Raw genomic sequence first — 24,769 nt, 5'->3', positions numbered from 1 at the left:
GTTGGCGAGTCCCACGAGTAGAGAAAGGAGGTCCACTCTTGAATCTGGAGAACAAACTCGTTGTCGCTATCGGCGAACGTGAGGGAATCAGCGGTCCCAGCCTCAAACTCCTCGCCGAGTCGGCGGGAGCAGAGGTCGTCTACAGCGTCACGCAGTGCTTTGTGTGAACTGCTGGTGGAGCCATGGACCTAGACGACCAGGCGCAAGTCGGTCAGCTCGCGGAGGGAACCGGCCCGGACGACATGATTGTCATCCTTGGCCAGCCTGATGCAAACAGTGCCGGTCTCTTCGCAGAGACCGTCACACGAGGTGACCCAACCTGGGCAGGACCATTGGCCGGAGTCCCGTTGGGACTTCCCGTATATCACATGCTGGAACCTGAGATCAAGGAGGCGGTCGATGCTGACCTCTATGACGAGCATGTCGGCTTGATGGAGCTCTCGGCAGATGTTGATGAGATCATCAAGTGGGTGAAATTCTATCGAGAGGGGGGCGGGGATTGAGGAATCCAGCGGCGTCGGCATTGTCGACTCCGAAGCTCCTGGTGTGAGAGAGGAGTCCAAGCCTGATGAATATGGACGAATATGCAATGCTGATCCACGGCGAAGCGTGGACCGGATCCGGTGGTGTGGTCGAAGTTGTGAACCCGGCAACCGGCACTCTGCTGACTACCGTTCCCGACGGCGATTCGGCGGATCTCGACCGTGCGGTGGAGTCCGCCGCACTAGGTCTCGCCGAGTGGCGGGAGACTCACCCGAGGGTGAGGGCGCAGGTTCTTCTGCGGATTGCCGAAAGGCTGAAGGAAGAGGCAGATGACTTCGCCAAGCTCTATAGCTTGAACTCGGGTGGATCGATTGTGACCGGGCTATGGACAATTCACGATGTCGTAGCGCGGCGGTTCGAGTACTACGCGGGCCTCGCCGACAAGATCAGGGGCAACACTTTTACAACCCCTGGTGAGTACCTGAGCTACACGCTTCGTGAACCGGTTGGCATCACGGCGCATATCGTCCCGTGGAATGGTCCCCTCTGGATTGGCAGCCGCACCATTGCTCCAGCTCTCGCCGCGGGCAACTCGGTGGTGGTCAAGCCGTCGAGTGAAGCACCTCTGACAACGATTCGGTTCGCGCAGCTCGCGATCGAGTGTGGGTTGCCGCCCGGGGTACTCAATGTGGTCACGGGGCGGGGCAGCGGAATCGGAGAATTGCTCACACAGCACCAGGGCTTCGATGGCATCTACTTCACGGGTTCAACGGGAACAGGTCGAAGGATCATGGCCAATGCCGCGATGACCAATGCCCGGACGGTGATGGAATTGGGGGGCAAGTCTCCCAATATCGTCTTCGCGGATGCGAATCTGGAGTCAGCACTCGATGGTGCGATTGCAGCGATCTTCGCGAACTCGGGACAGATCTGCGTGGCGGGCTCAAGGCTCCTCGTGCAGGAGTCAATTCACGACGAGTTCGTCGACAGGCTTGCGGGCAGAGCCCAGGAGATCACGATTGGAGGCCCTGAAGCGAACGCACTCATGGGACCAATCATTTCCGCTGCACAGAAGGCTCGCGTGCTCGAATACATCGAAGACGGGAAGTCCGATGCGGAGCTCATCACGGGCGGGGGTACACCCGATCACCTACCTGATGGCTTCTTTCTGGAGCCCACGATCTTCGACCGGGTGCCAAACAATGCCCGGATTGCGCAAGAAGAGATCTTCGGACCGGTGCTCGCGGTGACTGCGTTCGCCGACCAGGACGAGGCTATCTCGCTGGCAAACGACTCGGAATACGGTCTGGCATCTGCAGTTTGGACGGAGAACATCACGCGCGGCCACCAGGTAGCTGCATCGTTGGAAGCGGCACAGGTCTTCATCAATCACTACTACACGGCAGCATTCGAAGTGAGTCGGTCACCGTACAAGGCGAGTGGGCATGGGGTGAGTGAGGGCCCCGATGCGATCTATGAGTTCCTCAATCAGAAGTCAGTCAGTGTCAGGATTGGGGAATCCGGAGGGTGGTAGCAGCCGCCCAGGCCAGAGCGGCCTTGTCGACGGTTGAAACCCAACGATGGTATGGTCTGACCATAAGACCATTGAGCATGTCGTTGCGCCTCTCGCGACGATCTGGCCCTCGAGAGATCGGGCCACTGTGAACGGAGGTACCGTGAGATCGGTCGTATTCACCGGAGTAGGCGAAGTTGGGATCAGAACTGATCCGACCTCTGACTTGGGCCCTGCCCAGGTTCGCGTCGATGTTGACGCGTGCGGAATCTGCACATTCGAGCGTCGGTTGTTTGCGGGAGACAAGCAGTGGTATCCGGTTGCTCCCGGCCACGAGGCAGCGGGCGTGATCGTCGAGACTGGTGCGGCGGTTCGAGACCTTGAGGGATCGCCGCAGGTTGGTGATCGTGTGACCATGGACCTGTTGACTCGATGTGGCACATGCGGACCGTGCAGGAAGGGCCACACGGCCCTTTGTCGGTCGCGGCAAGGCCGCCTGTTGTCGGACGGTACCGTGTCGTTTGGCGGCTTCACCGATCTCATTGCTATCGATGCCAAGTCGGTGTATCCGGTTGGTGATGCACCAATGTCACATGCCGCGATGGGTGAACCGATTGCCTGCTGCGTTCACTCGCTCCGCCAAGGCAACTTCCGGCCCGGCGACAGGGTCGCGATCATCGGTGGGGGCTTCATGGGGAGGCTGCATCTCGCGCTCTGCCGCCTCGGAGCCGCATCCAGTATTGGCGTGATCGACATATCGGAGGATCGGCGTGCGGAGGCCCTTGCTGCCGGTGCCACATGGGTCGCCTCGCCCGAAGAGGCGCTCAGCATGGGCGGTCCTCAAGATGTCATCTTTGTGACAGCAATGGCGGGTGTGGATTTGGCTGTGGAGATGGCGGACTACGGCGGATCGGTCGTTCTCTACAGTGCCTTCAACACGGATCTCTTGGCCTCGGTGGGAGCGGACAAATCGCACCGTGAAGAGGTTTCGATCGTTGGAGCTTTCAGCCAGGAACCGATCGACTGGTCGATCGGATCCGCGTACATCCGATCCGGGTGCCTTGCAACGGAGCTGGATGCCCTCGTCACCGCCAAATTCGACTTCGACACCGTGACGGACGCGATGAAGCTCGTGACGAGTGAGCCAACATTCAGAGTCTTCGTCATCCCACCGACGCCCGATGACTGAACGCGTCGTCGTCGGACTCGACATCGGCAGCGGTGCCGCGCGCGCAATTGCAGCGAACCGATCGGGCGAGATCGTGTCGGTGTCTTCTGCCAACTACGGCATGGGATCCCAACCACGAGGTGAAGCGGATCCGGCTGCTTGGCTTGCGGGAATGTGCGATGCCCTCGCGAAACTCGATAGTCCGACACCCGATGCCATCTGTGTCGGCGGCCATGGACCCACCACGGTGGCGCAGGACGGGCAGCGAGCACTGACATTCCGTCACCCCTCGGCCGAAGACGGCACGCCGAAGGAGCAACATGCAGCCCAAGTCATACAACTGCGCAGCATGCTCGGCGAGTCGCTCCAGCCTCGCCAGCTGTGGGATTGGCTCTTGGCCCAGATTGGAGGGAGCTCTGAGACGCAGGGTGTTTGGCCGCGGTCTGACGCCCTTGTCGACTTTGGTGAACCGGTTCCCGTCGGGAGTTGCGTCGGCTACACCGATGGTCGTTACGGACTCCCGAAGGGGATCGCCCTCGTACCAGGATCGAACGACGGCAATATGACGGGTTGGGCCGCAGGAATCGGCGTTCCGGGCAGAGCCTTTGATCCAGGAGGTAAGACGGGGGGATTGGGCCTTGCGGTCGACGCTTTGAGGTTTCCTGATACTGCGGAATACGGAATGCCGAGCGCCGTGGCTGGCGTGAACATCGTCGGCGGCCCCGTGGCAGCCCACGGCGCGATGCTCGACTGGTGGTCGGCGATCACGGGCCGGAGTATTCCCGACCTTCTCGAAATCGCACAAGGCATTCCCCCAGGATCCCAGGGAGTCATGCTTCTTCCGTATTTCGAGGGTGAGCGAGCCCCGCGCTGGAACCCCGCACTGCGGGGCACGATCGTGGGTCTGCACATCGACCACGATGTGGCAGTCGTCTCCAGAGCGATCCTCGAGAGTACAGGATACGGGTTGGCCCACATCGCGCGCGTGCTCCAACACCAGGGGATGGAGTTGGACCGGGTTGTTTGCTCGGGCAAGCCATCGAGAAGCAGGACATGGGTGGCCATCAAGGCTGCGATCCTCGAAGCGCCAATCGATATCCCCGAATGCGACGACATGGCAGCATACGGTGCCGTCCTGGGTGCGGGAGCGGCGATCGACTGGTGGCCGGGCCCTGGTGAGGGAAACACATCAGACTGGCCGATTCCGCCGATGACGACGATCGAGCCTGAACCCAATGAAGTGTACCGGGCAGGCCTTGACCGGTTCATCGCTCTCGGTGACGCTGCCACTGAACGACTCAGCACTCAAGACCACGCGACCACATTCAACACAAGCAAGGAGTACGCTCGATGACAGACACGATTTCTTCTGCGATTGGTGCAGGCAAGCGGCGGAGGGCCTCGCGATACATGGGTCCGGATGGCCGGTCGTTTCTCGTTGCCATCGACATGCAGTCGTCTTCCGGCGAGGGCCCCGATCTCGATGTGGTAACGCGCGTTGCCCAGGGAGGCCCTGACGGGATTCTGGCATCCTGGCAGGTTGCCAGGCGATATCCAGAAGCCTTCGCCAACAATGGGCTGATCCTTCGGATAGATGGCGCCTTGACCCAGATGGGAAACTACGGGAGCGGTGATTCCTTCTCCTTGATGTATCGTGTGGAATTGGCAGCAACGGTCGGCGCCGATGCCGTCGTTCTGATGGTGTTTCCAGGAGCCGACGATGAGGTGCTGTCACTGCAACGGCTTGCCGCTGTCGTGAGCGAGGCCGAGCAACTCGGTATGCCCGTTATTGCTGAGTCCATTCCGGGTACGTGGGCGCGAACCATCCCCTGGGATGCCGAGCACATCGCTCGGTCGGCGAGAGTGTGTGTGGAGATAGGTGCCGATGCGGTAAAGACGATGGCACCTCCCGAAATCGACGACCTCTCCGTCGTTGTCGCCAACTGCGAAGCTCCACTGTTCGTGTTGGGGGGGCCCAAGAAGGACACAGAGGACGAAGCCGTGCAGTACGCCTCCGATGTGGTAGCCGCGGGTGCGTCCGGTATCGCGTTCGGACGGAATACCTGGGGCGCCAAGGATCCGACGGCAATGGTCCGCCGTCTTGCGAAGGCCGTTCACGGATAGGCCGAGTAGGTGGGGAGACATGTGACGATGGAATCCGAGAGCCAGCCAGAGGCGGTGTCGGCCGCGGCGGAGGTTGTGCTGGCCAATGTACCTACCGGAGTCGGAGTCGCCACACTTGTGGATCCCGACGGCATCCTTCGGGGTATGACCATCTCTTCTCTGACCAAGGTGTCCGATGAACCGCCAGGCGTTCTGGCGTGTATCGGCGGGGCTGCTTCCATGCGGCCCTTTATCACGGTTGGTCAGCTCATCGGCATTACCCTTCTTGCTGCGGGGCAAGCTGCGAAGTCGGCTGGTTTCGCCTACGCATCGGCAGAGCCATTCGAGGATTTCGCTTGGTCAGATGTCGACTATGGCATCCCGATCCTTCGACAGAACGCAGGTTCACTCCTCGGGCGGGTCGACAGGGTTGTGGAGCACTGCGGAACGGGTGTCGTGTTGATGAATGTGGTTGATGCGAAGCCCTACGAGCGACATCCTCTGATCTATTGGCGCAAGGCATATTGGGACCGACTCGACCATGATTCCGACCAGACCTCAGGTCGCTGGTAGGGTCATCGCAAACCAAAGCCAACACGCCGTATCGAGTGTGATGGCGTGAACGGGGAACAGATCAACGAGGTGGGGGTCGGCATGGCGAGATCGAAAGGAGCCGACGGTGCCATCGATCGTCCTCGCCTTACCCATCTCGCGCTGCGGGTCCACGACTTGGAGCGCTCAATCGCTTGGTATCTGCAATACACGCCCTTACAACTGCTTCAGCGGAGCTCCGATGATTATGGGGTTGGTGCATGGCTAGCGGATCCACAGGACAAGGCCGCACCCTTTGTGCTCGTGCTGTCGCAGTTCAAACCCGATATGGATCCATTCGGATACGCTCCGCTCACCATCCTGGGCCCTTTCGCGCACCTCGGATTCGAACTGACATCTCGCGAGGATGTCGACGCGATAGCAACTCGAGCCGAAGCAGCCGGTGTGCTGACCCTCGGACCGGTGGAGATGGCTGATCCGATCGGCTACATCTGCTTCGTCGAGGATCCGGATGGAAACACCGTCGAGTTTTCCCATGGTCAGGGCACATACGCGAGGATCGCCGAGGCTTGGGGAAGCGAGTGACAGATCCGCGTCAGCCCTTCCAGCCCATCGAGCGCAGCACGCTGTCTGCGCGTGTCCGCGACGACATCTATCGAAGGATCGTGAGCGGCGAACTTGCCCCCGGCACGCGGCTACCGGCAGAGCGGGCACTTGCCGAACAGTTCGATGTCGCACGAACATCGGTCCGGGAAGCCATCCAAGCACTTGTCGCTATCGGGGCTGTCGAACGACGCGGCAATCGTTCATTCATTGCCGAGCATGTCGCAGGTTCTGGTCTGTCGGATTCCGACGGTCGTCGCAAGACGGCGCGGGCCCTCGTCGAGGCCAAGCGGATCATGGAGCTGTCCCTCTTTTCGCTCGCAGCATCACGGGCAACAGCGCGGGATCGCGCAGAGGTCCTCGAGCTCGCGAGGACTCCGGTCCCGGCTCGGATCGATGAGTTCGTGATGGCGGATCGGCGATTCCATGCCGCAATAGCCGACCTGTGCGGGAATCAGGTCCTGGTCGAGATGTACGGCAGGTTGCTCGGTGCGATCGAAGCTGCAGACCTCTCCGCAGCGATGCTATTCGGGATGCTTTCAGACGATGCGCTGCACGAACGAAAGGCAACCGATGCGATGATGCGACTTGCAAACGAGCATCTCCGAATCGCGGAGGCCCTCGCCCGTCGCGATGTGGAGGCGTTGCTTGACACACTTGAGGACCACCTTGGTCCGATCGACGGACTGATGGCACGCGCACACCATCGAGGTCGAGAGGTTCGGCAGGTTGCTGCAGCGCCGACTCGAACGGTCGGGATGTAGCGCACCACAGCGGTTGGAATGGACTCGCGTCACCCTCACACGATTGGACACAGGCACCAATCGCGACTACAGTTGGATCTGGTCTGACCATCAGTCCAAAGAAGAACAGCGAATATGGAAGAAGCAAGCTCGATCAACTGAGTTCCGGCTCGGAAGAGACGACGGCCCGTTCTACTCTCTGCGGAGGTATGAGTTCATGTTGAGGAAACAACGAACCCAATTGCTGATCATTGCTGCAGTCGTCAGCATTGTCGGAGCTAGTTGCAGCAGCGATGGCGGCGATACATCGACAACGACCGCGCCACAATCCGACTCCACGACCACGACCGCGCAGCAGGCGACGACAACAACGGCGTCGGTTCAGCCAGACCCCGCTGATTTCAACGGCGATGGTGTCGTCCGTATCGGCGTCGCAACCGAAGGTCCGCGCGATGATGGCGCCTACTACCAGGCACTCGTCGAGCAGGTTGAGGCGATCTCGGCGGAGAACGGATTCGAGGATCCCATCATTGTCGACCAGATCGATGCCGCGAGTTCACATCAGGAATTGGAGAACCTCGCCGCCCAGAATGTAGACATCATCGCAATAGGGTCGAGCGGGCTGGCCGATGGCAATGAGGATCTCTTCCTTGAGTTTGATGAGATCTTCTGGTATTGCAACTGCGGCTCTGGCTATCAAGACACACCCGGCCTCCTGCGCAGTCAGGACAGCGGTGCTGAACTCCAGTTGTCGGCTGGCTACGCGACTGGGCTGCTCATCGATGCTGCTGGCGGCGAAAGCGCCGTCTTCCTCGGTTGCTGCGATCTCAACTTCGAAGTTGAATCGTATCGAGCCTTTGAGGAAGGACTGAAGCTGGCGAACGAGTCGATCACCGCGACTTATGTTCCGACGGGCAACTTCCCGTTTGATTTCAACAACACGGCGGGCGCAACCGAGGCCTATAACAACGCGGTTGCGCAAGGTGCCGATGCGGTCAACCCATTCCTGGGTGGTGCACACGAACCGATTGTCGCATTGGCGAATGAGGATGGTCTCATCACGATGACCGCCGGGTCGTCGAAGGGATGCGAACGAGATGATCTCGACTATGACCTCGAAGTGATGTTCGATGCTGGCGATTATCTCGTCCCGATCTTCAACGAGATTCTGTCCGGTACCGCCGAGGAGGGCGGTGCGCGGATCTTCAGGGTCGGCGTGGATCCCGAGGTTGGAGCGAGGTTCTGTGACGCTACGCCTGAACAGGTGCAGGCTCTCGACGACTTCAACAAGGCGATTGGTGCCGGAGAGTACGACGAGCTGATCTTCAGCATCCTGTCGGAGGCCTACGAGTTCTGATCGGCTACTCGCGAGGTAACCGGCGATGGGAGACCGGTTGCTCCCCTACCGTCGTCCAACCATGATTGCTCCAGTGCCCGGCTCTGTCTCGGGGAGTGGTCGTGTTGTGCTGGGTATGGAGCGAATGACGAAGCGATTCGGTCCGACCGTTGCATGCGACCAAGTTGATTTCTCCCTGCGCAGAGGCGAGATACACGGAATCCTCGGAGAGAATGGAGCTGGGAAGTCGACGCTGATGCGGATGCCCATGGGTCTGGTTCTCCCCGATGAGGGCACGATCACGATCGATGGGAGCGAGCAGTTCATCACCGATCCGAAGGCAGCAGCGGAACTCGGCATCGGGATGGTTCACCAGCATTACAGCCTCGTTGACGCACTAACGGTGTGGGAGAATGTCGCTCTTGGCGAGACCGGACCCCTTCATCCGGACACGACCAAAGAGCGGGTTCGCGAGATCTCAGATCGTTATGGACTCGACATCGACCCTGACGCCTACATCCGGGACCTGCCGGCAGGCCTGCGCCAGCGGGTGGAGATCATCAAGTGTCTTCGCCACGCACCACGGATCATCATCATGGATGAGCCCACGGCTGTCTTGACGCCCGCTGAGTCCGAGCACCTGTTTCAGGTCCTTCGGATCGGTGTCGAAACCGAAGGATGGTCCGTCGCGCTCGTGAGTCATAAGCTGGATGAGATTCTGAGCGTCACTGACCGGATCACGATCATGCGCGACGGCAGGGTCGTGGACGAAGTGACTACATCGGGAGCAGATGCCGGATCGCTTGCCCGTGCGATGGTGGGGCGATCGGTAACACTCCGATCGGCTTCTGCCGCTATTGGCGCCTTGGCGGTCCACGAGGTGCTGGCCAACGATGAACCAGCCAACTCAGTCAAAACGCCGGTCTTGGAAGTCGTCGATGCACACGCCCGTGCTGATGACGGCGAGGTTCTCCTCAACGGACTCTCGCTTTCGATCTGTGCGGGCGAGGTTGTTGGAATCGCTGGAGCGGCCGGCAATGGCCAGGGACCACTCACCGATGTCCTGATGAGCCTGCTCAAACTGACCTCCGGGACGGTCGCGATGGGCGAGACGCAGATTCCGACCGGTGCGGCTGGCGCCATGGCCAAGGCTGGAATCGCTGCTATACCAGCCGATCGATTCGACTCGGGATGTATTCCCGAAATGTCGGTAGCTGAGAATTTGGTGCTGTCGTCGGTCGCTTCGTTCTCACGCGGTGGAGTGATCCAACAAGCAGAGATCGATCAGCGTGCCGCAACCATGATCCGCGACTTCGACATCCATACGCCAAGCGTTGATACCCCATTCGGGCAGCTTTCTGGCGGCAATCAGCAGCGAGTAGTTCTTGCGAGAGAATTGGGTCGTGAACCAAAGGTTCTCGTTGCGAGCCAGCCGTCGCGCGGCCTCGATGTCGGTGCGATCGAGTACATCGGAGAGCGAATCCGACATGCGGCAGATGAGGGGGTCGGCGTACTCCTGATCTCCACTGATTTGTCCGAGATCATCGCCCTGTCGGATCGGATCCTTGTCATCTACCGGGGTCGGATCATCGGCGAGATGGCAAGAAGCGAACTTGATGTGGAGCGTCTCGGTCTTCTGATTGGGGGAACAACTGAAGATGAAGACGCCACATGAATGATTCCCGCGAGAGCCGCAGCGAGACTGCGTCACCGGAACTCGTTGGTCATCGGACATCGGTATGGGAGGTAGCTCTCCTCTATGCGGTGAGCGTCGGCGGAGCCCTCATTCTGGCCGGGCTGTTGGTCTGGTTCACCGGTGGATCCTGGCAGCGCGTTCTCGGTGCCCTGCTGGAGGGCGCGTTTTTTGCTCCGGGGCGTTGGGGGAACACACTCACGGTGGCCGCCCCATTGCTTCTGGTAGCCCTTGGCATGATTGTCGGAGTGAGGGCCGGGCTCTTCAACATCGGCCAGGAGGGCCAGCTCCTGATGGGGGCGATGGCGATGGCATTCGTCGGGACCAAGATGGGGGGTCCCGGGCCGCTCCTCCTCGTCGCGGGCCTGGTAGCGGGAGCTATTGCTGGTGGCCTGTACGCAGGGGTTGCTGCGTTGATGCGATACGCCAGGCAAGTACCGGAAGTCATCTCGACTTTGTTGCTCGTGTTCGTGGCAACCCAGATCGTGGGCTACGCGGTCACAACGAGTTGGCTGTTGAGGGATCCTGACCCGAACAGGCCGAGTCGGGCAGTGTCGAGTGCACCCCTGCCCGAAGGCGTTCGCCTACCGGTCATTCACTTGTTCGGAAACGATATCTCGAGTGGATTGATCGTCGCTCTCGTGTTGGCGGCCATCGTTGCCTACATCCTTGCACGCACAATCTGGGGCTTCTTGTTTCGGGTTCTCGGATCGAATCCGCGTGTCGCCCAGTCAATCGGGGTCAGAGCCTCTCGCACGGGCTCGGCGGCACTGTCCATTTCCGGAGCGTTGGCGGGACTCGCCGGTGCGGTCATGCTTGCGGCAGGCAGTTCGGGATATCGACTGACGACGGGCTTCTCGTCGAACATCGGCTGGGAGGGACTCCTTGTTGCCCTCCTTGCCGGAAGCCAGGCAACAGTTGCCATTCCGATGGCTCTGCTCTTTGCAGCGCTGCGAACCGGTTCGGGCTTCCTCGCTGCGACAGGAGTCGATCGAAAGATCGTCGATGTGATTCAGGCGCTTCTGGTCATGGCACTGCTCCTTCCTCCGGCCATCATGTTTGTCCGCGCAAAGCGGCGAGCGATTGCAGCCGTGAGAAGGAGGCCCGAGCGTGGGTAATGTCCTCGCCGCGTTCGCGGACATCTTGAGCAGTCCAACCATGTATGCGAGCGCCGTACGGTTCGCCGCATTCCTCGGATTCGCTGCACTCGGTGAGTTGGTGGCGGAGCGTGCCGGGACGATCAACATCTCAGTGGAGGGTTCTCTTCTAGCGGGCGCATTTGTGGGGTCGGTTGGCTACTCGACCACCGGGTCGGTGTGGCTCGGTCTGATCCTTGGGATGATCGGTGGCCTATCCGTTGCGCTCGTTCAAGCGAACATGAGCCATAGGCTCACTGCTGACCAGTTCGTGGTTGGTCTCACCGCCAATGTCCTCGTGCTGGGCCTTGCCGGGTATCTCAGCTCGATTGTCGATCCAGCGACCCGTCGGGCTTCGATCGTGGAGATTCCCGTCCTTTCCGATATTCCGCTGATCGGACCAGCGCTATTCGGTCAGACCTGGCCTACCTACTTGCTCTATCCGCTCATTCCGATTACATGGTGGCTTCTCTATCGCACGCGCTGGGGGCTTGAGGTTCGATCGGTAGGGGAGAACCCCCAAGCGAGTGATGCCTCAGGAATCGATGTCAATCGCCGTCGACGAGAGTCGATCTACTACATGGGAATACTCGCCGGACTCGGCGGCGCCTTTCTCGTGCTCGGACAGGTCGGGACCTACGACACCCTTGCGGTCGGAGGTCGCGGCTTCATCGCGGTGGCTGCTGTGTACTTCGGGGGATGGCGCTTGGGGGGCGTGGTTCTCGGGGTAATGGTCTTTGGGTTCGCTGACGCCTTTCGACTGGCGGTTCCAGTTCTCGGTTACCAGGTGAACGCGCAGTTCCTCGCAGCGCTTCCCTATCTGATCACGCTGGTTGTCATGTTCGCCCTCACCCGTTCGAGCCGACAACCCGCTGCGCTTGCACAGCCGTTCATCAGGGGCCTTCGATGATTCGGCCCACCCGAGGCGGTTGTTGCTGGACCAACGAGCAACCGGGTCGGTTCGAGCGCCAAGACGGCATCCCGACGCATCGGAAACACCGCGGGGCCGCTCTACCCTTGTGATCCATGCCAGAGTTCTCATGCCGCGAGTGCGGGTCATCGTTCACGCTGCCCGGATCCGTGCTCGAACGGTATCCCGGATGGACCCCCCGCCTCTGCACAGCCTGTCGGGGTGCGGAGACAGGAGGCACGGGCACTGGCTCTCCTGGTGTCGATGATCCGTCCACCGGGGTGTTCACCGACGGCAGCTCCGTCCCGAATCCGGGTCCCGGCGGCTGGGGTGCCGTCTATGTGATCGATGGTGAGGTGATCGCGCAGATCAGCGGCGCCGACGCCGAAACGACCAACAACCGGATGGAACTCAAGGCACTCATCGAAGGTGCGTCCCTCGTCCCCGACGGGACGCCGGCAACCGTGTACTCGGATTCCAACCTTGCTGTGCGAACGATCAACGAGTGGGCTCCGCGATGGAAGCAGCGGGGATGGAAGCGCAAGAGCGGCCCGGTTGAGAACCTCGAACTCGTCAAGCAGGCCTACGACATCTACCGAAACCGGCCCGAGTTGAGCCTTGTGTGGATCAGGGCCCATGTCGGCTACACATGGAACGAATACGCCGACACGCTCGCAAACACGGCGAGGCTGCGGGGCATATGACGAAGGAACGGTTCCGAGAGATCCTCACCCCTGAGATCCGAGACCTCGCCGCTCGGTTTGCGGCGGATGGCCACGACCTGTATCTGGTCGGTGGCTCGGTTCGCGATGTGCTGCTCGGGCGGCCCGTGTCGGACCTCGACTTCACGACGAGGGCGCGCCCGGGAGACATCGAACGCATCGGCGCGGAATGGGCATCATCGCTGTTCCTCGCAGGCAAGGATTTCGGCACGGTCGGTCTCGTCCACGAAGGAAGGGTCCATGAGATCACGACATTCCGATCGGAGGTCTATCGCGGGGATTCGCGCAAGCCGGTCGTGACCTTCAGCGACCATCTCGTCGAAGATCTGTCGCGGCGTGACTTCACCGTCAACGCGATGGCCCTTTCGGTGCCGACCGACCCGCGCACCGATCCCGTGATGGAAGACCCTTTCGGGGGACTGCCGGATCTCATGGAGGGCATTTTGCGTACACCGCAGCCGCCCGAGGTACTTTTCTCCGATGACCCCCTCCGGATGCTGCGCCTGTTCCGATTCATGTCGACGCTTGGCTTCGTGCCTGAGCGGGAGGTGCTCGACGCGGTCGCATCCATGGCGGACCGCCTCGACATCATCTCGGCGGAACGGATACGAACCGAGTTCGACAAGCTCATCGTCGGCGCGCATGTCGTGGTTGCGCTCGAGGCGCTCATCGAAAGCGGGCTCGCAGACCACTTCATTCCCGAGATACCGGCCCTTGCTGTCGAGCAGGACCCCGTTCACCGGCACAAGGATGTGCTCGCACATACGATCGCCGTTGTCGGCAAGACCGATGCTGGCCGCGAAGAGCCGAGGCTCGAGGTGAGGCTTGCCGCCCTCTTTCACGACATCGGCAAGCCAGCCACGCGTGAGTATTCGGGGAACGGGGTGTCGTTCCACCACCACGAGGTGGTCGGTGCCCGCATGGCGCGGAAGCGGATGAAGGCGATGCGCTATCCGAACCATGTCGTCCAAGATGTCGGCAACCTCGTCTTTCTCCACATGCGGCCCCACACCTACAAGATGGGTTGGACCGACGCTGCCGTGCGTCGGTATGTCCGCGACGCCGGACCGCTGCTGGATCAGCTGAACGAACTCGTGCGGTGCGATGTCACGACGCGGAACGAGCAGCGCGCGCGAGCCATCTCGCGCCGGATCGATGAGCTCGAGGAGCGGATCGTCTCCCTGCGAGCCCAAGAGGAGCTCGACGCGCTCCGGCCACCGATCGACGGGAATCAGGTCATGGATTATCTCGGCCTCGAGCCATCGCGAGAGGTTGGCCGCATCATGGACATGTTGCTCGAGAAGCGGATCGAAGACGGCCCCTACACCGAAGAGGAGGCCTACGCGATGCTGGACGCGTGGGCAGCAGCGTCGTCGGACACGCGGGGGTGACGCTCGGTCGAGCGCCACCGACGCATAACGCTGCGAATATGCGTATACTCCATGGCATGTCGATCTCTGTTGCGGTGGTTGGCGCTTCCGGATATGCCGGGGGTGAGCTCATCAGGCTTCTCGACGCGCACCCGGTGTTTTCGGTTGAGCTGCTTGGCGCCAATTCGAAGGCAGGCTCGGCGCTCGGCGATGTCCATCCACAGCTCTCGGGCGGTGAGCGCCCGCTCGTGACCTTCGACCAAGAACGATTCGGTGAGGTCGACGCGGTGTTCTTCGCGCTGCCGCATGGCGCGTCGGCATCGCCCGCCGTTGAGATGCTCGCCCGTGGTGTCGCCGTCATCGATCTCGGAGCTGATTTCCGTTTTGATGATCCTGACCGATATCGCAACGCATATGGCACGGAACATCCCCATCCCGAGCAGCTCGGGGAGTTCGTCTACGGGGTTCCCGAGTTGTTTGCGGACGCGGTTCGCGGCACCGATCGGGTCGCGGTCCCTGGCTGCTATCCGACAGCGACGATTGTTCCGCTCGCGCCGCTCGCATCGGCCGGGCTCGTTGACACGAGCGACATCGTTGTCGATGCGATGTCCGGCGTGACCGGTGCGGGGAGGGCCGTTTCGGAGTCGACGGCGTTCGGTGCGATCGACGAATCCGTGCGGGCGTACAAGGTGCTCGGGCATCGCCACCAACCCGAGATGATCCAGGGGATCGAACGGTTCGCGAGCGGCGAGGTTCGTGTCGTGTTCACACCCCACCTCGTACCGATGCTACGAGGCATCCTGTCGACGATCCATGTCAAGACCAACCCCGGCGTCGAATTCGGTGATGTCGTCGGCGCGTTCGACGGGACCTATGCCGATGAGCCCTTCGTGCGCAGGCTCGAGGTGCCGCCCGAGACGCGGTGGGTCGTTGGTTCCAACAACGCCCTCGTGTCGTACCACCTCAACGGTTCGACCGGACATCTCATCGCCCTGTGCGCCATCGACAACCTACTCAAAGGCGCAGCCGGTCAGGCGGTCCAGTGCGCAAACCTGATGTTCGGTTTGGAGCAAACGGTTGGCCTCTCCACGGAAGGATCGATGCCATGACCGGTCACACGAGTCCGTCACCACTCAAACCGAGGATCGCTTCGACCATGGGCAAGGCTGGGATCTTCTCGGAAGCCCTGCCGTTCATTCGGCGGTTCCGAGACACCACGGTCGTGATCAAGTACGGCGGGTCGGCAATGGTCGACGAGGAGCTTCGATCCACCTTCGCCGACGATGTGGCGATGCTGCACTTCGTCGGGATCAAACCGATCATCGTCCACGGGGGCGGTCCACACATCTCGCGCGCGATGGGTCAGCGCGGCATGGAGCCCCAATGGGTCGAGGGACTCCGGGTGACGGACGAAGAGACGATCAGGGTCGTGCAGGCGACACTGGTCGGTGAGGTCAACCCCGACATTGTTCGCCTCGTGAACAACCACGGTTCGGTCGCCGCCGGCGTGTCCGGTCTCGATGCGAACCTCTTCGTCGCCGAGCCCCAGGATGAACGCCTCGGGTTCGTCGGCAGGGTCACCAAGGTGAACACGGAGCTGATCGAAGGGCTCCAGGGGCAGGGCTATGTGCCGGTGATCGCCCCGATCGCACGCGGGGAGGACGGGCAGACCTACAACCTCAACGCCGACACCGCCGCAGGTGCCCTCGCTGCGGCGATCGGTGCATCAAAGCTCGTGTTCCTGACCGATGTCGAAGGTCTCTACCGGGATTTCGGAGACAACACAAGCTTGATCTCGAGGATCAGCACTCCCGAACTGTTCGACTTCGTCGAGTCCGGAGCCGCATCCGCTGGGATGCTGCCGAAGATCCGGGCGAGCCTCGCCGCCATCGATGCTGGCGTCAAGCAGGTGCACATCCTCGATGGGCGCGTCCAGCACGCACTGCTGCTCGAGATCTTCACCCCTGAGGGGATCGGAACAATGGTGACGCCGGAGGGAACAGAGTGAGAACCGACACGCACACCCGTCGGCGAGCAATCCGCTCCATGTTGGCGTCGTCGCATCCGGGGACGCAGGCCGAGATCCGTTCCCATCTCGCCGAGCAGGGCTTTGAGGTCACGCAGGCGACAATCTCGCGGGATCTCGACGCCGTTGGAGCCGTTCGCGTCAGGGCCGATGGTGGGACCGTCTATCAGCTCGGCGATCCAATCCATGATGATGAAACGACAACGGTTCTGCACGACGCCGTCGATGAGTTCGTCACGAGCATCGCGGTCTCAGGCAATCTCGTCGTGTTGAAGGTGCCGCCGGGGGCAGCCCATCTGGTGGCTAGCAGGATCGATGCAGCCGCCGTGGAGGGTGTTGTCGGCTCGGTCGCCGGTGACGACACGATCCTCGTCGTCGTCGATCAATCGGTCGATGCGGCCGTCGTGGCAAGCAGGCTGCAGGGAGTCGACACATGAACAGGAACATCAACAAGGTGGTGCTTGCCTACAGCGGCGGGCTCGACACTTCGGTGATCCTGCGATGGATCATCGAGGAGTACGGTGCGCAGGTCGTCGCCTACACCGCCGATGTCGGCCAAGGGGAGGAAACGGAGGAGGCGAGGGCGAAGGCCCTCCGGACCGGGGCCGTCGAGGCGATCTGTGAGGACCTGACGGAGGAGTTCGTCACCGACTATGTCTTCCCCGCGTTCCGAGCGTCGTCACTGTACGAGGGGTACTACCTCATGGGAACATCGCTCGCGCGGCCGGTCATCTCCAAAGGGCTGGTGCGTGCCGCGATCAACACCGGCGCCGACGCCATCGCGCACGGCGCCACCGGCAAGGGGAACGACCAGGTCCGCTTCGAGCTCTCCGCGTACGCGCTCAAGCCGGACATCAAGGTCATCGCACCCTGGCGCGAGTGGGATCTCAAGGGGCGCGCGGACTGCGTCGCCTACGCGGAGGCGCATGGCATCCCGACGCCGGTGACTCCGGACAAGCCCTACTCGATGGATGCGAACCTGCTCCACATCTCGTACGAGGGAGGCGTGCTCGAGGATCCGTGGACAGGGCCGCCAGCAGGCATGTTCAAGATGACCGTCGATCCCGAGGATGCCCCTGACGAGCCCGAGTTCGTCACCGTCGGCTACGAGGCGGGTGACCCCGTTTCCGTCAACGGGGACCGTCTGGGTCCAGTCGAGTTGTTGACGACGCTCAACGAGCTCGGCGGACGGCACGGGGTTGGTCGGGTCGATATCGTCGAGAACCGCTTCGTCGGGATGAAGTCGCGCGGCGTGTACGAGACCCCGGGCGGGACGATCCTGTATCACGCCCATCGGGCCGTCGAGTCCCTCACGCTCGACCGTGAGGTTGCCCATCTGCGAGACGAACTCTCGAACCGGTACGCCGAGATGGTGTACAACGGCTTTTGGTTTGCCCCAGAGCGCGAGGCATTGCAGCAGTTCATGGACGATCTCCAGAAGCCGGTCACCGGCGAGGCGCGCATCAAGCTGTATAAGGGCCAGGCGATCGTCGACGGGCGCCGTTCGGACACGCACGCTCTCTACGACGAGGCGACGGTGACCTTCGAAGCCGACGATGTCTACAACCAGTCCGATGCCGAGGGGTTCATCAGGCTCCAATCGTTGCGCCTCCGAACCTTTGCCGAGAAGCGGCTCGGGGAGGGGGAGTAGCGATGACCCTGTGGTCGGAGGGGCGGTTCACGCAAGCACCCGCGGAGGAGCTCTGGGCGTTCACGGTCGATCACGCCGACCGTCGCCTGCTCGTCGACGATGTCGAAGGATCGATCGCGCACGCGTCGATGCTCGGTGCCGTGGGTCTGCTCGATGGGTCCGAGACCGACGCGATCGTCGCCGGGCTTCGAAAGATCGCCGCAGAGGCGGCGAGCGGTTCGTTCGAGTTCACCGATGGCGACGAGGATGTTCATTCAGCCGTCGAGCGTCGACTCGGGGAGATCGTCGGGGAGATTGCAGGGAAGCTCCACACAGGACGGTCTCGCAACGATCAGGTTGCACTCGACATCCGCCTCTACCTGAGGCGGTCGGTTGCGGATCGGATCCGTCAGATCAAGTCGCTTGTGGGGATCATCGTCGACAAGGCCGAGGAGGCAGGCGACACCGTGGTCGCGTCCTACACGCACCTCCAGCAGGCACAGGCTGTCCCCCTCGCCCACCAGCTGTTGTCGTATTGTTGGATGCTGACGCGTGACGTTGGGCGGTTCGAGGGGGTCGCCGGGCGCATCGATGTTTCGCCGCTGGGTGCAGGCGCCTCCGGGGGGTCAACCCTGCCGCTCGATCCCGACGCGGTCGCTGCGCGGCTCGGATTGGGGGCCGTCTTCGACAACTCGATGGACGCGGTCGGGTCCCGCGATGTCGTCGCCGAGACCGTCTGGTGTTGCACCCAGACGATGATCCATCTCTCGCGGCTCGCCGAGGATCTGCTCCTGTGGTCGTCTTCCGAGTTCGGCTGGGTTGTGTTCGCCGACAACTACACGACCGGTTCGTCGGCGATGCCCCAGAAGAAGAACGCGGACATCGCCGAGTTGGTCCGTGGACGAGCCGCAGCAGCGATCGGTGACCTGACCGCGATCGTCGCGCTGCAAAAGGGTCTCCCCATGACATACAACCGCGACCTGCAAGAGGACAAACGCCTGGTGTTCCATGCCGACGACACCCTCGCCGGTTCTGTCAGCGCGCTCGGTGGGATGCTCGCCACCGCGTCATTCCAACCCCCTGTCCCTGATGCCGCGGTGACGGCCCTCGACCTCGCCGAAGCGCTGACCACGCGGGGAGTCCCTTTCCGTCAGGCGCACCAAGTCGTCGGTCGGCTCGTCGCCACTCTCCTCGCCGATGGCCGAACCCTGTCGGAGGCCGTGGCCGACGACCTGTCCAACGCTCATCCGGACTTCGAGCCGGGCGACCTCGACCTGATCGATGTCGAAGTGTCGGTCGCGAACCGGGCCACCCCCGGAGGCGGTTCCCACGAATCCGTTGCTCGGCAGATCGCTGCCCTGCGGTCCTGGATCGGGTGAGCCGGACGGAGCGACGGGCGTTCGGGCGGATGCTTGTGGTGAGGTCGGTGAAGGGGAGTCGGCGGGCTCGGCGCCGTTCTCGCGGCGGGGTCGGGTCGGTACGCTGCCGATATGGTCGGATACTCGGGTACGCCCCTCGCCAAGAAGATGCGGATCGTCGAAGAGTCGAGAGTTTTGACAATCCGGGCCCCCGATGCCTTTCCATCGTGGCTCGCACCACTCCCGGAAGGCGTACAGGTCTCGTCGCGCCTTCGTGTCGCTGATGTCGTGGTTGCCTTCTGTGTCACTGAGCAGGACCTCATGAGAGCCCTGCCGAGAGCCACAAGAGCGATCGGCCCGACCGGCACTGTGTGGACCGCTTGGCCAAAGAAGGCGTCAGGGATCAGCAGTCCTCTCCAGAAGCGAGAGACGATGATGTCCGTGATGGAACCCAGCGGGCTCGTGGATGTGAAGGTCGGTGCGATATCGGAGGTCTGGTCCGGTCTCATGTGGCTCGTGCGCCGCGACCTGAGAGACCACTGGCCACCGGCCGGGCTCTGAGGGCGCTGGGTCTGGATAGGCGCTCTACTCAGAAGGATGTTGATCGGGACCGGTGTTCTCCCCTGTTTCCCTATTCCATTCCTCACAATTGCGTATTACGATACTTCTGATGTGGAGATTCACTGGTCGGCCCGTAAGCACGGAGTGGCGGATGCCGCGATTCTTCACGCCCTCCATCACGCCGTCACTGCCATCGACCTCGACCCGGACACCGACCCTCCGAAGGTTCTTGCGATCGGCCCGACCATGCGGGCAACCTGCTGGAGATCCTCTGGCTCGAGCTCGCCGATGATGTCGATCTGGTGATCCACGCCATGCCTCTGCGACCCGTCTTCTACGACCTGCTCCCGCAAGCGAAGGAGGATTTGCGGTGACCGAACCGAAGACCTATCGCACTTCCAGCGGCCGCCTGCTCGCCGACGAGGAGATCGAAGCGGTGTCGACCGAGGTCGCCGAGACCGAATATGATGTCGAAGCCCTCAAGATCCGGCGACGGGGTCGACCTTCGATGGGGTCGGCACCTGCCGATGTGGTTCCGGTACGTATCGACCCCGAACTACGTGCCGCGATCGAAGCCCGCGTCGCGGCCGAGCAAACCACGACGAGCGAGGTCATCCGCGAGGCTATCCGCCGATTCCTCGAGGTCGTCTGACCTGACACGAGCCCATATCGTCGTGGAGTCGAAGCGTCTTGACCGACAGTCCGGTGGCGTCGGAGAACCTCCCGATCTACATCAGGTGGTGTTCGCGTTCACTCATGTTGGCCATTCTGGGGTCTCCCGCAGGGGGGGAGTCAAGGCGTTTCGCGGAATCGCGCCTTGTTGGCTTCCATGGTTCGATAGAAGTCGAACAGGGTGGCGAGCCACTGATCAGGATGGGTCCGGTAGGGCACATGCCCAACCCCCTCGAGCGTCTCGACTCGTACCGTAGGCACCTGTCGGATGAGTTCCATTGTCGTTTCGACCAGCAGGCGCGGACTCTCGGTTCCGAGGGTGACAAGGATCGGAACGGTGCTCTCCGCAAGGGCGTCCGTGTCTACCACGAATGCCGTTGGATCGGAGAGTTCTCCAGCGTAGGTGCCCGCATTGGCGATGTAGGCCGACTTCACCTCCTCCGGGAACTGATCCCATGCTCCCGACCCGACGGCCACATTGTCGATGAAGTACTCGGTTGCGGCCTCATCTCGGCCGGACTCGATCATCGTCTTCACCGCGTCGAGGTCACGGTTCATTTCCCTGAGTGTCCTAGCGGTGGCTTCGTCTGCGGTGTCTTCCAAGAGGCCGGGCAGGGCCGGCTCATGTACTGCGACACTGGAGACGAGATCCGGGTGGGTCACCAGCATCTTCAAGACCACAGCCCCACCGGACGATGTCCCGTACACATGTGCTCCGCGCCGGCCGAGATGGTCGATGAGGCCGGCTAGATCGGCAGCGTCTTGATCCAAGGTGTCAGGTCCGTCGCCTGCCGAGCTCCGACTGTGCCCACGCCTGTCCCATGTGACCACTTCGTATCCCTTGGCCAGTCCCGGCACGACGGCTCGCCATGCGGTGGAATCTCCCCAGGATCCGTGGGTGAGTAGCACCGTGTTACCGGAACCGTGCACCTCGTGGTACAGATCGGCGCCGTTGATCCGCGCAACTGGCATTCCAAGTCTCCTCTCTCCGTCTGGTGTCCCTCTGCCTCGAGGGTCCGTTCGGCGCAAGGGGCGATGACCCGACCTATTCGCTCCTCCGGATCACCCTGATGTTCGAGATCCGACTCCAGTCCGGGTTTCGCCATGCTCGCCGCGTCGAGTCGATGGTACTTCGACTTGCTATGCCGCCCTGACCGCAGCGGGGAAGCAGGTCCCGCAGCCGGCATCGTCGCAGTGCGGTACGACCGTGACTTCGACACCGAGCGCTGCGAACCAGGTTTCGAGCTCGCGGTCAGTGAGGGCGTCGGCATCGACGAACTCCGACATCGTTGTGAGGGTCATTGTGTCCATGTTTGTAACCTACCGATCGGGTGTGACAGAAACGGCGAGTGCCCGCGTTCTGTGGGCCGAAAGTAACCTTTTAGTTGAACGCGAACCCTGGGTACGCGGAGGGTGCGTAACATCGGTGTGTGGAATTGCGGCGATATTCTGACGCGCCGGTCTTCGAGTTCGGGGACCTGCAGCTTCGCGAGCTCACTCCCGATGTCTTCGATGTCGCGTCGTTCGCCGAGGTGATCGTTCCCATCGGCGCGGACCGTGAACCCCGCTCAAGCGCCAAGGAGCACCGCATCTATATCTGCTTCGCGGGAACCGTTGAGTTCTCTGTTGACGATGCGACGGTCCGTCTCAGTTCCGGCGATGTGCTCCACATCGCGCAGGGTGAACGCTACGGGTTCCACAACGGTGGCTATGAGGATGTGCGGCTGTTACTCCTCCGGGTGCCGGGGCCGAGCATCCCGGAGAACCTCTGAACAGTCCTTCTGCATGGCGCCGTGCCCTCGACCGGGTTCAGGCTCCCGTTGGCAACACATACCGCCAGATCATCACGAAGTGCACGATCGATGCCGTGACGACCATCACATGGAAGAGCTCGTGATACGAAAACACGCTGGGCCACAGCTTCGGACGGTTCGTGATCAACAGCACCATCCCGATCGTGTAGATCGCTCCGCCGCCCAAGGCCAGGCCTGACGCCGTCCAGCCGAGCTCCGTGACGAATCTCCACGCAAGGACCAGTCCAAGCCATCCCATGCCCACGCCGAGCGCCATCGAGAAGCCTTGCCGCTCGGTGGGGTAGAGCACATGCTGGAGACCGCCCACGAGGACGGTTCCCCACGCCACAGCCAACACCGTCCAGCGGAGCGGACCGTCAAGGGTTGCGATGATGACCGGCGTGTAGGTGCCTGCGATCAGCACGATGATCATCGAGTGATCGAGACGCTGCATCCGCTTCTTCCAGACTCCGCGCCATGGCACCGAGTGATACAACGAGCTGGTCGTATACAGCGCGACGAGGGCGAGGCCGAACACGATCGCACCGAACCGAAGCCCCCAGTTGGGTGCGCGTGCGACGAGCAGTGCCGTGCCGAACACGGCAGCGACGGCTGCGAAACCATGCAGCATGCCCCGGACGGGGTTCTGCATTCTGCCCAGTGTTGCCCGCGGAGGAATCATCGGCGCAAGGCTATCGGAGAAGAGCGCATCCGCGAAACAACCGATCGGCACACACGATGCACGCCGGACGCCTACGATTCGGCGTGCCGGGGCGGTGCCCCGAGCAGGAGGAGAACCCGTGTCGCTTCGGGACCGTGCGCTCAAACCGATCTATCGACTCTACGAGGACCGCCTCACCCGGGATCTCGACCTCGGAGCCCTTCCCCGTCACATCGGCGTCATCCACGACGGCCATCGCCGCTACGCGAGGGCCGAAAGGCTCCCCGACTACGCAGCGTCCTATCGGGTCGGAATGGCGAAGTTCATCGAGTTCCTGCAATGGACCGCTGATCTGGAGATCGAAGCGGTGACCTGCTGGCTCCTCTCGACCGAGAACCTCGCACGGCCACAGGCAGAGCTCGACCCCTACTACCGCGTCCTGATCGACATGTTCGACGCGATCCCCGGCACCTTTGCCGGGCAACATGTGCGGGTGCAGTTCATCGGGAGCCTCGACCTCCTCCCCTCCGACCTCGTCGACGCCGCCAAGAACCTCGAGTCGCGTTGCCGTACCGGGGACCGTCGAGTGACGATCGCTCTCGCCTACGGCGGGCGACAAGAGATCGTCGACGCCGTCAAGGACCTCGTGGACGATCTGGCCACCTCAGGCATCGATGCCTCCCACATGGCCGACCACATTGACAACACGGCGCTTTCTGCGCGCATGTACGCGTCGGATCTCCCCGACCCCGACCTCGTCCTGCGCACCTCGGGGGAAGCGCGGCTGTCGGGATTCCTGCTATGGCAGGCAGCGTATGCGGAGTACTCGTTCGTCGATGTCTACTGGCCAGCGTTCCGGCGCATCGACTTCCTGCGAGCTCTCCGCGACTACACGCGACGAGAGCGCCGGTATGGCCGGTAGGCGGTCTAGCGCGACCGCTGGTCGATCGGGATGTGGTCCTGATCGTTGAAGGTGCGCAGACTCATGACATGGTTCCCGGCAAGGGGAAGCACCTTGACCCGGGCGAACGATGCGTGGAAGAGAACGAACTTCTCCCATTCCCACGGTGACGGTGGAATCCCCAACAGGTGCGTGAGGCACACCGAGTTGGTTCCACCGTGGCCAACGATCACGATGCGCCCGTCGTCGTTGGCGCAGTGCCACAGGTTCGGGTCGTTCTCGTCCTTGGTGATGCCGCGTTCGGCAAGCAGGTGATCGAGTGCCGTCGTCACTCGATTGTGGAAGTCGCGGAACGACTCTCCCCCGTCGAGGCCCTGCCACCACTCCTCGGGCGAGCGGTGCTTCGTCGTCTTGAAGATGTTGATGACGGCCTCTTCTGACATACCGGACCAATCAGGCATCCGGACCTCGACGAGATCATCGATGGTATAGCCATCGAGTCCGGTGAGATCGGAAATCGGGGCGGCGGTCTGGCGGGACCGTAGCGCGGGCGACACAACGAGCTCGGTTGATCGACGATCATCTGACGCGAGGCGTTTGGCTGCGAGAGCAGCCTGTTCGTGTCCGAGGTCGGTGAGGTACGGATCAGCTTGCGAGAGGCCGTCAACGGCCCATTGCGGCTGCCCATGTCGGATGAAGACGATGTCCATCGGGTCAGGATACCGACGAATCCGCCAGAGTTCGGGGCCGCCCGAAGCAGCACAAGAACAAGGGGCCGCCTTTCGGCGGCCCCTGTTCGGGCTTAGACGGGAGGTCAGGAAGGCATCCTGTCTGG

Annotated in this window: 28 protein-coding genes; 23 read left to right on the top strand and 5 right to left on the bottom strand. The window is 62.1% G+C overall.

The window, feature by feature from the left end:
* Window positions 1–38 precede the first annotated feature (38 nt).
* The 20 genes from grdA to R2823_02365 all read left to right on the top strand — a co-directional run bounded on the left by grdA (window position 39) and on the right by R2823_02365 (window position 19,907).
* Complete coding sequence (gene grdA / locus R2823_02460; protein MEZ5175054.1) at window positions 39–503, top strand: glycine/sarcosine/betaine reductase complex selenoprotein A; 465 nt, start codon at window positions 39–41, stop codon at window positions 501–503.
* 65 nt (window positions 504–568) lie between these two features.
* Window positions 569–2,017 carry an aldehyde dehydrogenase family protein gene (locus tag R2823_02455; GenBank protein MEZ5175053.1) on the top strand — a complete coding sequence of 483 codons (1,449 nt, stop codon included), beginning with the start codon at window positions 569–571 and terminating at the stop codon, window positions 2,015–2,017.
* Between the two features lie 142 nt (window positions 2,018–2,159).
* Window positions 2,160–3,185, top strand: a complete 1,026-nt coding sequence (locus R2823_02450; protein ID MEZ5175052.1) for an alcohol dehydrogenase catalytic domain-containing protein — start codon at window positions 2,160–2,162, stop codon at window positions 3,183–3,185.
* Window positions 3,178–4,518 carry an FGGY-family carbohydrate kinase gene (locus R2823_02445; protein MEZ5175051.1) on the top strand — a complete coding sequence of 447 codons (1,341 nt, stop codon included), beginning with the start codon at window positions 3,178–3,180 and terminating at the stop codon, window positions 4,516–4,518. Before R2823_02450 ends, R2823_02445 begins: the two co-directional genes overlap by 8 nt.
* Window positions 4,515–5,288 carry a hypothetical protein gene (locus R2823_02440; protein ID MEZ5175050.1) on the top strand — a complete coding sequence of 258 codons (774 nt, stop codon included), beginning with the start codon at window positions 4,515–4,517 and terminating at the stop codon, window positions 5,286–5,288. The genes R2823_02445 and R2823_02440 overlap by 4 nt, the downstream gene beginning before the upstream one ends.
* A gap of 27 nt (window positions 5,289–5,315) precedes the next feature.
* Entirely contained in the window at window positions 5,316–5,840 is a 525-nt protein-coding gene (locus R2823_02435; GenBank protein MEZ5175049.1) for a flavin reductase family protein, read from the top strand.
* A 45-nt stretch (window positions 5,841–5,885) separates the two neighbouring features.
* Window positions 5,886–6,404, top strand: a complete 519-nt coding sequence (locus R2823_02430; protein MEZ5175048.1) for a VOC family protein — start codon at window positions 5,886–5,888, stop codon at window positions 6,402–6,404.
* Window positions 6,401–7,186 (top strand): GntR family transcriptional regulator, encoded by a 786-nt coding sequence (locus tag R2823_02425; protein ID MEZ5175047.1) that lies wholly within the window; start codon window positions 6,401–6,403, stop codon window positions 7,184–7,186. The genes R2823_02430 and R2823_02425 overlap by 4 nt, the downstream gene beginning before the upstream one ends.
* A 196-nt stretch (window positions 7,187–7,382) precedes the next feature.
* The gene (locus tag R2823_02420) at window positions 7,383–8,522 is read left to right on the top strand and encodes a hypothetical protein (protein ID MEZ5175046.1); all 1,140 of its coding nucleotides are present in this window, start codon (window positions 7,383–7,385) and stop codon (window positions 8,520–8,522) included.
* 124 nt (window positions 8,523–8,646) lie between these two features.
* A complete protein-coding gene (locus R2823_02415; protein ID MEZ5175045.1) occupies window positions 8,647–10,176 on the top strand; it encodes an ABC transporter ATP-binding protein in 1,530 nt (509 codons plus the stop codon).
* The gene (locus tag R2823_02410; GenBank protein ID MEZ5175044.1) at window positions 10,173–11,312 is read left to right on the top strand and encodes an ABC transporter permease; all 1,140 of its coding nucleotides are present in this window, start codon (window positions 10,173–10,175) and stop codon (window positions 11,310–11,312) included. The genes R2823_02415 and R2823_02410 overlap by 4 nt, the downstream gene beginning before the upstream one ends.
* Window positions 11,305–12,240, top strand: a complete 936-nt coding sequence (locus tag R2823_02405; GenBank protein MEZ5175043.1) for an ABC transporter permease — start codon at window positions 11,305–11,307, stop codon at window positions 12,238–12,240. Before R2823_02410 ends, R2823_02405 begins: the two co-directional genes overlap by 8 nt.
* A gap of 116 nt (window positions 12,241–12,356) precedes the next feature.
* Window positions 12,357–12,944: a ribonuclease H gene (locus R2823_02400; protein ID MEZ5175042.1), complete on the top strand. Its 588-nt coding sequence runs from the start codon at window positions 12,357–12,359 to the stop codon at window positions 12,942–12,944.
* Window positions 12,941–14,353 (top strand): CCA tRNA nucleotidyltransferase, encoded by a 1,413-nt coding sequence (locus R2823_02395; GenBank protein ID MEZ5175041.1) that lies wholly within the window; start codon window positions 12,941–12,943, stop codon window positions 14,351–14,353. The genes R2823_02400 and R2823_02395 overlap by 4 nt, the downstream gene beginning before the upstream one ends.
* A gap of 56 nt (window positions 14,354–14,409) precedes the next feature.
* Entirely contained in the window at window positions 14,410–15,441 is a 1,032-nt protein-coding gene (argC, locus tag R2823_02390) for an N-acetyl-gamma-glutamyl-phosphate reductase (GenBank protein MEZ5175040.1), read from the top strand.
* A complete protein-coding gene (argB, locus tag R2823_02385; protein MEZ5175039.1) occupies window positions 15,438–16,340 on the top strand; it encodes an acetylglutamate kinase in 903 nt (300 codons plus the stop codon). The genes argC and argB overlap by 4 nt, the downstream gene beginning before the upstream one ends.
* A complete protein-coding gene (locus R2823_02380) occupies window positions 16,337–16,795 on the top strand; it encodes an arginine repressor (protein MEZ5175038.1) in 459 nt (152 codons plus the stop codon). Before argB ends, R2823_02380 begins: the two co-directional genes overlap by 4 nt.
* Window positions 16,792–18,009 carry an argininosuccinate synthase gene (locus R2823_02375; GenBank protein MEZ5175037.1) on the top strand — a complete coding sequence of 406 codons (1,218 nt, stop codon included), beginning with the start codon at window positions 16,792–16,794 and terminating at the stop codon, window positions 18,007–18,009. The genes R2823_02380 and R2823_02375 overlap by 4 nt, the downstream gene beginning before the upstream one ends.
* A 2-nt stretch (window positions 18,010–18,011) precedes the next feature.
* Complete coding sequence (gene argH, locus R2823_02370; protein ID MEZ5175036.1) at window positions 18,012–19,367, top strand: argininosuccinate lyase; 1,356 nt, start codon at window positions 18,012–18,014, stop codon at window positions 19,365–19,367.
* Between the two features lie 111 nt (window positions 19,368–19,478).
* Entirely contained in the window at window positions 19,479–19,907 is a 429-nt protein-coding gene (locus tag R2823_02365; GenBank protein ID MEZ5175035.1) for a DUF3052 domain-containing protein, read from the top strand.
* Between the two features lie 176 nt (window positions 19,908–20,083).
* Here R2823_02365 and R2823_02360 read toward each other — a convergent pair whose 3' ends face one another.
* Window positions 20,084–20,218 carry a hypothetical protein gene (locus R2823_02360; GenBank protein ID MEZ5175034.1) on the bottom strand — a complete coding sequence of 45 codons (135 nt, stop codon included), beginning with the start codon at window positions 20,216–20,218 and terminating at the stop codon, window positions 20,084–20,086.
* 59 nt (window positions 20,219–20,277) lie between these two features.
* On the opposite strand from R2823_02360, the gene R2823_02355 reads away from it, so the two are divergent.
* Window positions 20,278–20,559 (top strand): ribbon-helix-helix protein, CopG family, encoded by a 282-nt coding sequence (locus R2823_02355; protein MEZ5175033.1) that lies wholly within the window; start codon window positions 20,278–20,280, stop codon window positions 20,557–20,559.
* 140 nt (window positions 20,560–20,699) lie between these two features.
* Here the strand turns inward: R2823_02355 and R2823_02350 are convergent, their stop codons facing one another.
* Window positions 20,700–21,551: an alpha/beta hydrolase gene (locus R2823_02350; protein MEZ5175032.1), complete on the bottom strand. Its 852-nt coding sequence runs from the start codon at window positions 21,549–21,551 to the stop codon at window positions 20,700–20,702.
* A gap of 168 nt (window positions 21,552–21,719) precedes the next feature.
* Entirely contained in the window at window positions 21,720–21,890 is a 171-nt protein-coding gene (locus R2823_02345) for a hypothetical protein (GenBank protein MEZ5175031.1), read from the bottom strand.
* 119 nt (window positions 21,891–22,009) lie between these two features.
* Here R2823_02345 and R2823_02340 point away from each other — a divergent pair, with 119 nt between their 5' ends.
* Window positions 22,010–22,351, top strand: coding sequence for a cupin domain-containing protein (locus tag R2823_02340; protein MEZ5175030.1), 342 nt, complete (start codon window positions 22,010–22,012; stop codon window positions 22,349–22,351).
* A 37-nt stretch (window positions 22,352–22,388) separates the two neighbouring features.
* Here the strand turns inward: R2823_02340 and R2823_02335 are convergent, their stop codons facing one another.
* On the bottom strand, window positions 22,389–23,024 hold the full coding sequence (locus tag R2823_02335; protein MEZ5175029.1) for a hemolysin III family protein: 636 nt from the start codon (window positions 23,022–23,024) through the stop codon (window positions 22,389–22,391).
* Window positions 23,025–23,172: 148 nt separating this feature from the next.
* Between R2823_02335 and uppS the strand changes: the two genes are divergently transcribed.
* Entirely contained in the window at window positions 23,173–23,955 is a 783-nt protein-coding gene (uppS, locus tag R2823_02330) for a polyprenyl diphosphate synthase (protein ID MEZ5175028.1), read from the top strand.
* Between the two features lie 5 nt (window positions 23,956–23,960).
* On the opposite strand, the gene R2823_02325 is transcribed toward uppS, so the two are convergent.
* Window positions 23,961–24,644, bottom strand: a complete 684-nt coding sequence (locus R2823_02325; protein MEZ5175027.1) for a histidine phosphatase family protein — start codon at window positions 24,642–24,644, stop codon at window positions 23,961–23,963.
* Window positions 24,645–24,769: the final 125 nt, after the last annotated feature.

Source organism: Acidimicrobiia bacterium (assembly GCA_041393965.1).
Classification (GTDB): Bacteria; Actinomycetota; Acidimicrobiia; order Spongiisociales; family UBA5794; genus UBA5794.
The sequence above is the reverse complement of the archived record's forward strand: the minus strand, read 5'-3'. Positions and strand labels throughout refer to the sequence as shown.

Bases quoted from the DNA above. Each gene is read 5' to 3' on its own strand.
- R2823_02455 (MEZ5175053.1), top strand. From the start codon at position 569: ATGAATATGGACGAATATGCAATGCTGATCCACGGCGAAGCGTGGACC.
- R2823_02445 (MEZ5175051.1), top strand. From the start codon at position 3,178: ATGACTGAACGCGTCGTCGTCGGACTCGACATCGGCAGCGGTGCCGCG.
- R2823_02440 (MEZ5175050.1), top strand. From the start codon at position 4,515: ATGACAGACACGATTTCTTCTGCGATTGGTGCAGGCAAGCGGCGGAGG.
- R2823_02435 (MEZ5175049.1), top strand. From the start codon at position 5,316: ATGGAATCCGAGAGCCAGCCAGAGGCGGTGTCGGCCGCGGCGGAGGTT.
- R2823_02420 (MEZ5175046.1), top strand. From the start codon at position 7,383: ATGTTGAGGAAACAACGAACCCAATTGCTGATCATTGCTGCAGTCGTC.
- R2823_02415 (MEZ5175045.1), top strand. From the start codon at position 8,647: ATGACGAAGCGATTCGGTCCGACCGTTGCATGCGACCAAGTTGATTTC.
- R2823_02410 (MEZ5175044.1), top strand. From the start codon at position 10,173: ATGAATGATTCCCGCGAGAGCCGCAGCGAGACTGCGTCACCGGAACTC.
- R2823_02400 (MEZ5175042.1), top strand. From the start codon at position 12,357: ATGCCAGAGTTCTCATGCCGCGAGTGCGGGTCATCGTTCACGCTGCCC.
- R2823_02395 (MEZ5175041.1), top strand. From the start codon at position 12,941: ATGACGAAGGAACGGTTCCGAGAGATCCTCACCCCTGAGATCCGAGAC.
- argC (MEZ5175040.1), top strand. From the start codon at position 14,410: ATGTCGATCTCTGTTGCGGTGGTTGGCGCTTCCGGATATGCCGGGGGT.
- argB (MEZ5175039.1), top strand. From the start codon at position 15,438: ATGACCGGTCACACGAGTCCGTCACCACTCAAACCGAGGATCGCTTCG.
- R2823_02375 (MEZ5175037.1), top strand. From the start codon at position 16,792: ATGAACAGGAACATCAACAAGGTGGTGCTTGCCTACAGCGGCGGGCTC.
- argH (MEZ5175036.1), top strand. From the start codon at position 18,012: ATGACCCTGTGGTCGGAGGGGCGGTTCACGCAAGCACCCGCGGAGGAG.
- R2823_02365 (MEZ5175035.1), top strand. From the start codon at position 19,479: ATGGTCGGATACTCGGGTACGCCCCTCGCCAAGAAGATGCGGATCGTC.
- R2823_02350 (MEZ5175032.1), bottom strand. From the start codon at position 21,551: ATGCCAGTTGCGCGGATCAACGGCGCCGATCTGTACCACGAGGTGCAC.
- R2823_02345 (MEZ5175031.1), bottom strand. From the start codon at position 21,890: ATGGACACAATGACCCTCACAACGATGTCGGAGTTCGTCGATGCCGAC.
- R2823_02335 (MEZ5175029.1), bottom strand. From the start codon at position 23,024: ATGCAGAACCCCGTCCGGGGCATGCTGCATGGTTTCGCAGCCGTCGCT.
- R2823_02325 (MEZ5175027.1), bottom strand. From the start codon at position 24,644: ATGGACATCGTCTTCATCCGACATGGGCAGCCGCAATGGGCCGTTGAC.